We start from the raw sequence: 11,037 nt of genomic DNA on the forward strand, positions 1-11,037 counted from the left end.
TCCCCGCATCGGCGGCCGGGCGGACAACGCCGCGTCGGCGCGCGAGCAGGCCGGCGTGCTGGCCGCGGGTGACGATGTGCGCGCGGAGCTCGCCGCGAAGAACCAGGCATACGAACTCCGGTTCGGGCATGTGTACCTGGTGTGTGCGAGCGGGCGGTCGGCCGAGGACCTGCTGGCGGTGCTCACCGACCGGTTGACCAACGACGCGGCCACGGAGCGGCGGGTGCTGCGCAAGGAGCTGGCCGAGATCAACCGGCTGAGGCTTCGGCGGCTCGTCGGCGTGCAAAGGTGAGCCCATGAGCCTGTCCACCCATGTCCTCGATGCGACCACCGGCAGGCCCGCGACAGGCGTGCCGGTCACCCTCACCGACGCCGGCGGCGCAGTGCTCGCGTCGCAGACCACCGACGACGACGGCCGCATCGCCGGCCTCGCCGATCGCCTCGAGGCGGGGGTCTACCGGTTGCGCTTCGACACCGCAACGTATTTCGCGGCCGCACAGGTGACCGGCTTCTACCCCGAGATCGTGGTGGCCTTCGAGGTCACCGACGCCGCGGCCAGGTATCACGTGCCGGTGCTGCTGTCCCCCTACGCCTATTCGACCTATCGAGGGAGTTGAGCCGTGTCCGGCATCATCCTGGGCGACAACCAGTACGGCAAGGCCGAGAACCGGGTCGTGCGCATCTACCGCGACACCCCGCGCCACGAGATCCACGACGTCAACGTCTCGACCTGCCTGCGGGGGGACTTCAGCGCCGCACATCTGATCGGCGACCAGTCCGACGTGCTGCCGACCGACACCCAGAAGCAGACCGTCTACGCGTTCGCCAAGGAGAAGGGCATCACCTCGATCGAGGACTACGGACTGGACCTGGCGCGCCACTTCGTGGCCGAGATCGCCCCGGTCACGGGCGCCCGCATCGAGATCGAGCAGTACGCGTGGCGGCGGGTGACGGTCGACGGCCGCGAGCACGACCACACCTGGGTGCGAGCCGGCGAGGAGGTCCGCACGGCCGCGATAACGGTCTCCGGCGACGGCGACCGGGCCGGCGAGTGGGTGGTCGGCGGCCTCAAGGACCTCGTCCTGCTCAAGTCGACGGGGTCGGAGTTCGCCGGGTTCCTCACCGACCAGTACACCGTGCTGGAGCCCACCCACGACCGCGTGATGGCCACCTCGCTGGTCGCACAGTGGCGGTTCGCGGGGGCGGCCGGAATCGACTGGGACGCCGTCTATGCCGGCGTGAAGTCCCACCTGCTGACCCAGTTCGCCACCGTCCGGTCGCTGGCGCTGCAGCAGACGCTCTACGAGATGGGCCGTGCGGTTCTCGAACACCATCCCGAGATCGTCGAAGTGCGCATGTCCGCCCCCAACAAGCACCATTTCGCCTACGACCTGTCGCTGTTCGGCCTGACCAACGACAACGAGGTGTTCCACGCCGACGACCGGCCCTACGGGTTGATCCAGGCCACGGTGACCCGTGCCGACGCACCGCCCGCCGGGCCCGCCTGGGATCCGCAGCGCGGCTGGCTGAGCTGAACCGCGGAGCTGCTGGGACATCGCTGAGCATTCGGTGAATCGATTGTCCAAGGCGCGAGTACCGGCGTAGGGTCAGAACAGGTTGAGTTCACAGCCAGCTGGATACGTCATCGGCGCGGCCGAACCTCGACCGTGACGCTGAAGGCTTTGAGGACGCAGGGCCTGAACAAGTGACGTGACTCAGCGCGAACCGCGCACACCCATCCACGGGAGTCACAATGTCATCATCACTTTCTTCTTCGTCGTCACCCACGTCGCCGCCGGATGCGGACCGGGCGGACGAGCACACCGGTCACGGCGCCACCTTCGGCACCCGGTGGCCGGAGCCCAACTGTGTCCTGATCACCGCCCGCGGTGACCTCGACGCCGCCAACTCGAACGACTTCGTCGACTGGGCACTGCAGCACTCCGACCGGGCTTCGCGGCTGGTGCTGGACCTGTCGGGTGTCGAGTTCTTCGGCACCGCAGCGTTTTCGGCACTCCATACGTTCAACGTGCGGTGCGCTAGCGCCCGCGCCGATTGGCTGATGGTGCCCGGACCTGCCGTGCTGCGCCTGCTGCGGATCTGCGACCCGGACGCGATGTTCCCACTGTGCGCCGACGTCGACTCCGCGCTGGCCTGGATGCGGGGCGAAACGCCCCGGCTACTGCAGTTGGTCGCGGAGCCGCGTTAGCGACTTCGCGAGCAGTCGCGACACGTGCATCTGTGAGATGCCGACCCGTTCGGCGATCTGAGTCTGGGTGAGGGACTCGAAGAACCGCAGCAGCAGCACGGTTCGTTCGCGCTCCGGCAGCGCTGCCAGCAGCGGCCGCAGCGCCTCCCGGTTCTCGATCTGATCGAGACCCAGGTCGACGTCGCCGAGCGTGTCGGCGATCGCCGGTGCATCCTCGTTGCCGCTGTTGCCGCCGCTGTCGATGGACAGGGTGTTGTAGGAACTGCCCGCGACGAGACCCTCGACCACTTCGTCGCGGTCCATTCCGAGTTCCTCGGCCAGTTCTGACGCGGTCGGCGCGCGGCCGAGCCGCTGGGACAGCTCCGCGGTGGCGGCGCCGAGCCGCAGATGCAGTTCCTTGAGCCGCCGGGGCACCTTCACCGACCAGCTGTTGTCGCGGAAGTGCCTGCGCACCTCGCCCATGATGGTCGGCACGGCGAACGACACGAAGTCCGATCCGGCGTCGACGTCGAACCGGATGACCGCGTTCACCAGGCCCACCCGGGCCACCTGGACCAGGTCGTCGCGCGGCTCGCCACGGCCGTCGAACCGGCGGGCGATGTGGTCGGCAAGTGGCAGGCATCGTTCCACGATGCGGTCTCGATGCCGCTGGAACTGCGCGGAACCCTCCGGCAGCCCCTGGAGTTCGCGGAACATCGCTGCCACATCCGCGTATTCAGAGTTCGATCGAGACGACGAACCCTTCGACGAGGATCGAGTCACCGCAGTGAGCTCGCTCTCCTCGTGGTCATCGAGATCCCGAAGATCTGTCCGTCCGCCGCTTCATTACCGTTCTGCTGGAATGTCTGCACGTCGTCGGTCAGCGAGCTGAGCACGTGCCAGCTGAAACTGCCCTGGGCGAGCACGTCGGTGGTCTGACACGTGGTGGAGGCGTCGACGACGACCTCGGTGTCGCGCGGGTGGACGGCGACCACCAGCGTCGAGTCGGGCACCGCGGAGCGGATCAGCCGGGTACACGCCTCGTCGACCGCGAGGCGCAGGTCGGCGACGGCGTCGAAGTCGAGGTCCTCGAACGTGCCGACCGCGGCGACCAGGGTGCGCAGCACGGCCAGATTCTCCAGCTTGGCGGCCACCCGCAGTTCGACCGACCGGTCGGCGCTGAGGTGCCCGTCGTCTGGAATGTCCGAATCCACCATCTGACCTCCCGGCAACATCGAAGCGAGACTACCCCAGGACGAATCCCAGCTAACCACCGGCGGCCCGGGATCCCGCGAAAACACACGTGTGACCGGTGATTCGACCGGGTAACTGCAACGCATGCCAGCCGCCGTCCGGGACTTGCGATGACACCGACACTCTGTGCGCCGTCCCTGTCCTCACCATGGTCCACGTCCAGTACCCCGGCGTCGGCCGGCGCCAAACACAGGAACCCCACATGCGTCTTCGCCGCAGCGTAGTCACCGGCCCCGGACTGCGCCGGGTCCGCCGGGGCAAGGGCTTCTCCTACACCGACAACGAGGGCCGGCCGATCACCGACAAGAAGACGCTCGAACGCATCAACGACCTCGTCATCCCGCCGGCGTGGAAGAAGGTGTGGATCTCACCGCACGCGAACGGCCACATCCAGGCGCTCGGGGTCGACGTGGCGGGGCGCAAGCAGTACCTCTACCACCAGCAGTGGCAGGAGGAGCGCAACGAGGAGAAGTTCGACCGGGTGCTGGAGATGTCCAAGGGGCTGCCGGACATGCGCCGCCAGATCGCGGCCGACCTGCGGGGCCGCGGCCTCGAGCGCGACCGGGTGCTGGCGCTGGCCCTGCACCTGCTCGACCTCGGATACTTCCGCGCCGGTGGTGAGCAGTACGCCTTGGAGAACAACTCGTTCGGCATCGCCACCCTGCTGTGCGAGCACGTCACCGTGCAGCGGGACGCGGTCGCGTTCGACTTCCCCGCCAAGAGCGGAGTGCGCCGGACGCGGGTGATCGACGACCCCGAGGTGGTGCGTTCGGTGCGCGCGCTGATGCGCAGGCCGGAGCGCACCGATCGGCTGCTGGTGTGCCGGAACACTGCGGGCTGGCGCGACATCCACGCCGACGACCTCAACGCCCGGTTCAAGGAACTGGTCGGCGCCGAGTTCAGCGTGAAGGACCTGCGGACCTGGCACGGCACCGTGCTGGCGGCGGCGGCCTTCGTCGACGCCGACCCACCCGTCAACGAGAAGGTGATCAAACGGGTGGAATCGGCGGTGATGAAGGAGGTTTCGGAGGAACTGGGCAACACCCCGGCGGTGGCGCGGGCGTCCTACGTCGACCCGCGGGTGCTGAAGGCCTACGAGGGCGGCACCACCATCGCGCCCGCCGTGCGGCGCGCCGACCGCACCCGCCGAGCCGACGAGAAGCAGGCCATCATCGAGCGCGCGACCGCGAAGATGATCCGCAAGGTCGCCAGAAGTCAGTAGCCCGCGGCGCCGGGGTCGTGGAACACCGCGTTGACTCCAAGGATACGCACGCGAGCTCCCTAGATTCTCGAACCCGATCGCAGGACGACGGATCCGTCGACGGCATCGAATTTCTGGCGGCGGAACCAGTCGATGGTGCGGGCCAGGCCGTCGCGGTAGCCGACCTCCGGCTGCCAGCCCAGCATGTCCCGGGCCGCGCTAATGTCGGGGCAGCGGCGCTGCGGGTCGTCCTCGACGGCGGGCAGGAAGTGGATCTGCGACTCGTCAGCGGCGAGGTCGCGGATCAGTTCGGCGATGTGCAGCACCGACAGTTCGTGGGAATTGCCGATGTTGAAGGGGCCGGCATGGTTCGAGCGGGCCAGCGCGATCAGTCCGGCCACGGTGTCGTCCACGTAGCACAGCGAGCGGGTCTGTGCGCCGCTGCCGGTGACGGTGATCGGTTCGCCGGCCAGCGCCTGACGGCAGAACGTGGGCACCATCCGGCCGTCGTCCGGACGCATCCGCGGTCCGTAGGTGTTGAAGATGCGTGCCACCCCGACATCGGATCCGCGTTCCCGGTGGTAGGCGAACGCGAGCGCCTCGGCGTACCGCTTCGCCTCGTCGTACACGCTGCGCGGCCCGATGGGATTGACGTTCCCCCAATAGGTTTCGACCTGCGGGTGTTCCAATGGGTCGCCGTAGACCTCGCTGGCCGATGCGAGCACCAGCCGGGCGCCGCACCGCTCCGCGAGGTCGAGCGCGTTCGCCGTGCCCGTCGCGCCGGTGCGCAACGTGTGCACGGGCAGCCGCAGGTAGTCCGCTGGCGACGCCGGGGAGGCGAGATGGAACACCGTGTCGACCTCGGGATCCACCGCGGTCAGCGGCTCGTTGATGTCCGCACGGACGAACCGGTACCCCGGCCGGTCCCGGAACAGCTTCTCCGCGTCGTGCGCGCTGGTCGACAGGTCGTCGACGCAGATCACCTCGGTTCCCTCGGACAGCAGGCGCTCGCAGAGATGGCCGCCGACGAACCCGACTCCGCCGAGCACCACCACCCTCTTCAGTTCACGCATCATGCGAAGTCACCCCCGGTTCGGTCTTGCAAACGCCGCCTGCGCGCCGTGCTGCAGCGGCGCCGGCCGCTGCCCGACCTCGTCGAGGAGGCGCTGGCGGTCCTGGAGGGCGGCTGACGCGGTCATCCGGACGACATGCTCGAGGTGGTCGGAACGGAGACCGGCATCGCAGGCGCCGGGACGAGCCGGTCGTAGATGCGCGCGGTGTCGCCGGCGATGCGGTCCCAGGAGTAGCGCGCCCTGGCCCGGTCGCGGCCTGCCGCGCCGAAACTCTGCCGCAGGAAGTCGTCGTGCAGAAGGTGATTGACCGCGTCGGCCACCTCGCCGGGCCGCTTGGGCTGCACCAGCCGGCCGGTGACGTCGTGGACGATCGTGTCGAGCATGCCGCCCACCGCCGAGGCCACCACTGGGATCCCGCAGGCCATCGCCTCGAGCGGCACGATGCCGAACGGCTCGTACCACGGTGTGCACGCCACCACGTCGGCCGACCGCAGCAGGGCGGGCATGTCCTCGCGTGCCACCGCGCCGTGGAAGTGCACCCGGTCGGCGACCCCGAGCTCGACGGCGAGCGCACGCAGTCGACGAACCTCGGGGTCGGCGTCGAGGCCCGACACATCCGGGCCGCCGGCGACCACCAGTTCGGTGTCCGCGATCGCCGGCAGCGCGCGCACCACCACGTCGAAACCCTTGCGCGGCACGAACCTGCCGACGCTGACGATGCGGTGCCTGGCGCCCTTCTCGGCGCGCGGACCCTCCGGGGTGAACAGGTCGAGATCGACGCCGCAGGGCACCACCGAGATCCGCGATCGCGCCCGGCCGAGCCTCATCAGCTCGAACACCTCGTCGGTGCAGGTGGCGGCCACCCAGGTGGCGGTGCGCGCGACCATCGCCTCGAGCTTGAGCCGGTCCTGCGGGCTGGTGTCCTGGACACCCTGGTGCCTGCGCTTGACCACCCCGAGCCCGTGGAAGGTCTGCACGGCGGGCAGGTCGAGGTGGCGGGCGGCGAGCTGGGTCGCGATGCCGGACATCCAGAAGTGGGCATGCGCGACGTCGGGCCGGTCGGTCGACCACTCCTCGTCGAGGTATTGCGCGAAGGGACCCATGTGGGCCAGCAGCTCGTCCTTGTGCAGCCGCTCCGGCGGACCGGCGGGGACGTGCACGATGGTGTAGCCCTGAGGCGTCTCTATCCGTTCGGGCAGGTGCGGGTCGTCGCGACGGGTGTACACGGTCACCTCGTGACCGCGGCGGCACAGCGCTGCCGACAACGCCGCGACGTGGACGTTCTGACCGCCTGCATCCACGCCGCCGAGTGCGGCCAGCGGGCTGGCATGTTCGGAAACCATCGCGATTCTCATCGCAGGCCCTTGCCGTCGGCGTCCTTCGCGGGGCTGACGGGTATCAGATAGCGGTGCGGCCCGGCCACCAGCGATTGGGTCCACGATCCGTGTACGTGCCAGACGAGCAGCACACGCGCACGGTCGGTCATGCGGCGACGGTTATCCGAGCCCAGAGGGCCATAAACGTCGAACGTTAGAGATTTCGCAAAGCGACCGGGGACCGTTCGCAAAGTGGATTTCATAGGCGCGGCCGGCCGTTTCGACCGGCCGGAGACGGATACCCGGTGGGCGCGGACATGCATGCCACGACGCGAGGAGACGAGGCACGTGACTGAACCCGAGGGCGTCATCGCCTATCCCGGCCACACCGCCGACATGGACCGGGCGCCGCGCGACGAGATGCGCGAATACGTCGGCCGTGACCTGCTCGCCGGTAGGCGCGCACTGATCACCGGCGGCGACTCCGGCATCGGTCGCGCCGTCGCCGCGGCGTTCGCCAAGGAAGGCGCGGACGTCGCCATCGCCTATCTCGACGAGGACGACGACGCCCGGCACACCGGGTCGCTGGTGGAGGCGGCGGGCCGGCGCAGCGTGCTACTGCCCGGCGATCTCGGCGACGCACAGCACTGCCGAGATGTGGTGGCGCGCACCGTCGAGGAACTCGGCGGACTGGACATCCTGGTGAACAACGTCGCCTACCAGAACCCGACCGAGGACTTCACCGACATCAGCGACGAGCAGTGGCGGCGGACGTTCTCGGTCAACATCGACAGCTACTTCCGGGTGACCAAGGCGGCGCTGGCGCACCTGCCCGACGGTGGGGCCGTCATCAACACCGGATCGATCAACGGCCTGCGCGGCAACAAGACGCTGATCGACTACTCGGCCACCAAGGGCGCGATCCTCGCGCTCACCTACTCGCTCGCACAATCCTTGGCAGACCGGCGGATTCGGGTCAACTGCGTGGCGCCCGGTCCGGTGTGGACACCGTTGATCCCGGCCACGATGGATGCCGAGAAGACCGAATCCTTCGGCGAGCAGACACCTTTCGGGCGTGCGGCCCAGCCCGACGAGATCGCGCCGTCCTACGTGTTCTTCGCCTCGGGCACGATGTCGTCGTACTACAGCGGTGAGGTGCTGGCACCGATCGGTGGCGAGACGCTGCCCGGCTGACGGAGCGATCCGGACCCTGGCGCGCCGGGAGCAGGCGCGCCAAGGGTTTACCCGGAGCGGTCCTCGGGAACACTGCGTCCGTGGGGACGTGCCCCGTCGTGAACACTCACGATCAAGTTGGAAGGTGAGTATGACCGAGAAGAACAGTGGTCCCGAAGAAGGCATCAAGGGCGTCGTCGAGGACGTGAAGGGCAAGGCCAAGGAAACGGTCGGCACCGTCACCGGACGCGACGACATGGTCCGCGAGGGCAAGGCCCAGCAGGACAAGGCGGACGCTCAGCAGGACGCCGCGAAGAAGGAAGCCGAAGCAGAGGCGGCCCGCGCAGGCGCCAAGACCGCCGAAGAGCGGCAGAAGTCCGAGCAGTAGAACGACACACGAAAGAGGCCCAGCCGATCGGCTGGGCCTCTTTTGCGTGCCTGGTCGAGCGGGGCTAGCTGCTCGGGGTCTGCCGCGAGGTGTCGGGGTGCTCGGCGTGCCAGCGCTCCTCCATCCCCCGCACCCGGCGGTGCTCGACGAGGAACCAGACGCCGGAGACGATGAACACCACCGCCGAGATGGAGCCAAGGATCACGCCCACGTCGGCGTGACCGCTGGCGTGCGCGGCCAGCGCGCCGACGAACGCGGCCATCGCGATGCCGAGCAAAATCAGGGCCGGCAGGTTCTTGGTGTCCTTCATCGTCTCGCCGGCATGCGGACGGGTGGTGCGGGCGTGGTCGACGGGGTCTTCGGGGCTCTTCATGGTGACTCCTTCTTCAGAATGCGATGGCGGCACACGAGGTGGCGTGCCGTTTCATCAGCCGAACACCTGTCCGGCCAGCGCCGGCATGCTGGTGGTGAGCGCCAGCAGCATCAGCGTGAGCAGGATCCATCCGGCGCCCTGCCAGGCCCACGACGCCTCGTTGCGCCGCCAGCTCTGGTAGGTGCGCACGAAGGCGCGCAGCCCGCCGAGCAGCAGGATGGCCGGTGCACCCATGGCGAGCATGGTGCGTTGCGGCGCTCCGCAGGCCAGGGCGTCGGCGACCGAACCGCTGCAGGTACTCACCCAGACGGCGGCGACGGCCAGGAACCCCGCTGCAACCACCGCGACGACGAGCGCGAAGCGCAGGGCATCACGGACGCCGGCGTCGGCGGAACGCAGCTGGTTGGGGTTCTGGAACACGCCGGGGATATTCCCTGACCAGCGCCGGGATAAACCTCAGGACGGGACGCGCAGGTGTGCTGTCAGCAACAACCGGTCGTATTCGGCGCGCGCCGGCAGCGTCTCGTCGTACTGCAGCGTGAGGAAGTCCTCGGCGATCTGCTCCGACAGTGTCCGCAGCTTGACGTTGGTCTCCTGGGAACGCCACTTCAGCAGCTCGAACGCCGAAGCGGCGGTGATCCGGTAGACCACCATGAGCATGCCCTTGGTCTGTTCGATCGCGCCGCGGGCCTCGGCGATCTCCGCCACCGCCTCGGTGATGCCCTCGTTGTGCGACGGGGTGACGTCGACGTAGAAGCCGTGCGTGCCGATCACCGCGCCGAACTCGCCGTGCAGGTGGTCGCCCACCACCACGACATGGTGCACCTCTCCGTGCGTGTCGATGATGCGATGCCGCGTACTGAATGCGCCTGCCGTCCGCCGGATCTCGTCGAGGGTGGCCGCAACCTCCCGGTAGTCGTCGGGATGCTTGTGCGACAACACCAGTGCGGTGGTCGGCTCGGCGGTGCCGGGCTCGTAGCCGTGCATCCGCTCGACCTGGGGTGACCACTCCCAGCGTTCGTCGTCGAAGTAGAACCGGAACCAACCGACCCGCTGCGACTGCCCGCTGGCGAAGGCGTGCTCGAGAGGTGCCAACCTCCCGTCGCCGTCGGCCAGCTGATCGGTCATGACCTGCAGATTATCGCTCGGCGCGGGCCCTGATTTTCGTTCCGAAAGCCAGAAAGCGCATCGTTTTGTGGATACACACCAGTTGCCCGGTCGCCATGCGGACCGTGTGGCGCGTGACTACCGTCGATGAGTGGACCTGAACACCGTCGGGGTCGTCGACCTCCCCACCGCCCGCGATCAGCTGTGGCCGCTCGGCCTCGGCGACGCGGTGCTGGCCGGCGGCACCTGGTTGTTCTCCGAGCCGCAGCCCCAGTTGCACCGCCTGGTCGACGTGACGGCGCTGGGCTGGCCGTCGATCACCGTGAGCGGCAACGGTGTCGAGCTCGCGGCGACGTGCACGGTCGCCGAGGTGTCGGGGCTGGGCGCACGGCTGGCGGCGGACCGGCCGGACTGGTCGGCGGCGCCGCTGCTGCACCAGTGCTGTACCGCGCTGCTGGCGTCGTTCAAGATCTGGAGCGCGGCCACGGTGGGCGGCAACATCTGCCTCGGCCTGCCCGCCGGGGCGATGATCTCGCTGGCCACCGCGCTGGACGGGGTCGCGACGGTGTGGCGCGCCGACGGTCACGACTACCGGCGCCCCGTCAGTGAGCTGGTGACCGGTGCCGGCAGCACCGCCCTGGCGGTCGGCGAGGTGCTGAGGTCGGTGCACCTGCCCGCCACGGCGCTGCGCGCCCGCACCGCCTTCCGCAAACTCGCACCGGCGCCGCTCGGCCGCTCGGGCGTGGTGGTGATCGGCCGCCGCGACACCCGAGCCGACGGCGGCGGGTTCGTGCTGTCGGTCACCGCCGCCACCGTGCGCCCTTACGTGTTCCGGTTCGACGGCGTGCCCGACCCGGAGTCGCTGGCGGCGGCGCACGCCGGCATCCCGGAGGCGGCGTGGACCCGCGACGCACACGGTGACCCGGACTGGCGGCGCGCGATGGCGTTGCTGCTGGCCCGGCAG

Annotated in this window: 15 protein-coding genes and 1 pseudogene; 8 read left to right on the plus strand and 8 right to left on the minus strand. The window is 69.1% G+C overall.

Translation table 11 applies throughout. The features are described 5' to 3' along the window. From Q2100_RS22005 to Q2100_RS22020, 4 genes are all read left to right on the plus strand, one after another. Nucleotides 1-292: 2-oxo-4-hydroxy-4-carboxy-5-ureidoimidazoline decarboxylase (locus tag Q2100_RS22005; RefSeq protein WP_302915768.1), on the plus strand; the 292-nt coding region annotated here is incomplete at its 5' end. Between the two features lie 4 nt (nucleotides 293-296). Beyond that, nucleotides 297-617, plus strand: a complete 321-nt coding sequence (uraH, locus tag Q2100_RS22010; RefSeq protein ID WP_302915769.1) for a hydroxyisourate hydrolase — start codon at nucleotides 297-299, stop codon at nucleotides 615-617. Nucleotides 618-620: 3 nt separating this feature from the next. Further along, nucleotides 621-1,535: a factor-independent urate hydroxylase gene (pucL, locus tag Q2100_RS22015; protein ID WP_302915770.1), complete on the plus strand. Its 915-nt coding sequence runs from the start codon at nucleotides 621-623 to the stop codon at nucleotides 1,533-1,535. Nucleotides 1,536-1,753: 218 nt separating this feature from the next. Beyond that, the gene (locus Q2100_RS22020) at nucleotides 1,754-2,209 is read left to right on the plus strand and encodes an STAS domain-containing protein (protein WP_302915771.1); all 456 of its coding nucleotides are present in this window, start codon (nucleotides 1,754-1,756) and stop codon (nucleotides 2,207-2,209) included. On the opposite strand, the gene Q2100_RS22025 is transcribed toward Q2100_RS22020, so the two are convergent. Together Q2100_RS22025 and Q2100_RS22030 are read right to left on the minus strand one after the other, a co-directional pair. After that, complete coding sequence (locus tag Q2100_RS22025; RefSeq protein WP_276009836.1) at nucleotides 2,180-2,905, minus strand: RNA polymerase sigma factor SigF; 726 nt, start codon at nucleotides 2,903-2,905, stop codon at nucleotides 2,180-2,182. The two genes, Q2100_RS22020 and Q2100_RS22025, sit on opposite strands and share 30 nt — an antisense overlap. Nucleotides 2,906-2,967: 62 nt before the next feature. Next, nucleotides 2,968-3,405: an ATP-binding protein gene (locus tag Q2100_RS22030; protein WP_264016004.1), complete on the minus strand. Its 438-nt coding sequence runs from the start codon at nucleotides 3,403-3,405 to the stop codon at nucleotides 2,968-2,970. A gap of 239 nt (nucleotides 3,406-3,644) precedes the next feature. Between Q2100_RS22030 and Q2100_RS22035 the strand changes: the two genes are divergently transcribed. Then, on the plus strand, nucleotides 3,645-4,664 hold the full coding sequence (locus tag Q2100_RS22035) for a DNA topoisomerase IB (RefSeq protein ID WP_264016005.1): 1,020 nt from the start codon (nucleotides 3,645-3,647) through the stop codon (nucleotides 4,662-4,664). A 59-nt stretch (nucleotides 4,665-4,723) separates the two neighbouring features. On the opposite strand, the gene Q2100_RS22040 is transcribed toward Q2100_RS22035, so the two are convergent. The 3 genes and pseudogenes from Q2100_RS22040 to Q2100_RS22050 all read right to left on the minus strand — a co-directional run. Further along, entirely contained in the window at nucleotides 4,724-5,716 is a 993-nt protein-coding gene (locus Q2100_RS22040) for an NAD-dependent epimerase/dehydratase family protein (protein WP_302915777.1), read from the minus strand. Nucleotides 5,717-5,838: 122 nt separating this feature from the next. Continuing rightward, entirely contained in the window at nucleotides 5,839-7,071 is a 1,233-nt protein-coding gene (locus Q2100_RS22045; RefSeq protein WP_302915772.1) for a glycosyltransferase, read from the minus strand. A 2-nt stretch (nucleotides 7,072-7,073) separates the two neighbouring features. Then, nucleotides 7,074-7,202 (minus strand): annotated as a pseudogene (locus tag Q2100_RS22050) (glycosyltransferase family 1 protein); the annotation flags it as partial. Between the two features lie 226 nt (nucleotides 7,203-7,428). On the opposite strand from Q2100_RS22050, the gene Q2100_RS22055 reads away from it, so the two are divergent. Together Q2100_RS22055 and mbp1 are read left to right on the plus strand one after the other, a co-directional pair. After that, nucleotides 7,429-8,226 carry an SDR family oxidoreductase gene (locus tag Q2100_RS22055; RefSeq protein ID WP_407667675.1) on the plus strand — a complete coding sequence of 266 codons (798 nt, stop codon included), beginning with the start codon at nucleotides 7,429-7,431 and terminating at the stop codon, nucleotides 8,224-8,226. A gap of 130 nt (nucleotides 8,227-8,356) precedes the next feature. Continuing rightward, the gene (mbp1, locus tag Q2100_RS22060) at nucleotides 8,357-8,593 is read left to right on the plus strand and encodes a microaggregate-binding protein 1 (RefSeq protein ID WP_264016009.1); all 237 of its coding nucleotides are present in this window, start codon (nucleotides 8,357-8,359) and stop codon (nucleotides 8,591-8,593) included. A gap of 64 nt (nucleotides 8,594-8,657) precedes the next feature. Here the strand turns inward: mbp1 and usfY are convergent, their stop codons facing one another. The 3 genes from usfY to Q2100_RS22075 are packed head-to-tail and all read right to left on the minus strand — an operon-like array spanning nucleotide 8,658 to nucleotide 10,094. Next, complete coding sequence (gene usfY / locus Q2100_RS22065) at nucleotides 8,658-8,966, minus strand: protein UsfY (RefSeq protein WP_269893936.1); 309 nt, start codon at nucleotides 8,964-8,966, stop codon at nucleotides 8,658-8,660. A gap of 54 nt (nucleotides 8,967-9,020) precedes the next feature. Further along, nucleotides 9,021-9,386: a hypothetical protein gene (locus Q2100_RS22070; protein WP_302915774.1), complete on the minus strand. Its 366-nt coding sequence runs from the start codon at nucleotides 9,384-9,386 to the stop codon at nucleotides 9,021-9,023. Between the two features lie 36 nt (nucleotides 9,387-9,422). Further along, nucleotides 9,423-10,094 carry a PAS and ANTAR domain-containing protein gene (locus tag Q2100_RS22075; protein WP_302915775.1) on the minus strand — a complete coding sequence of 224 codons (672 nt, stop codon included), beginning with the start codon at nucleotides 10,092-10,094 and terminating at the stop codon, nucleotides 9,423-9,425. Between the two features lie 130 nt (nucleotides 10,095-10,224). Here Q2100_RS22075 and Q2100_RS22080 point away from each other — a divergent pair. Further along, a partial coding sequence (locus Q2100_RS22080; RefSeq protein WP_302915776.1) for an FAD binding domain-containing protein occupies nucleotides 10,225-11,037 on the plus strand: 813 nt, incomplete at its 3' end.

The organism is Mycolicibacterium arseniciresistens (assembly GCF_030519285.1).
Lineage (GTDB): Bacteria > Actinomycetota > Actinomycetes > Mycobacteriales > Mycobacteriaceae > Mycobacterium > Mycobacterium arseniciresistens.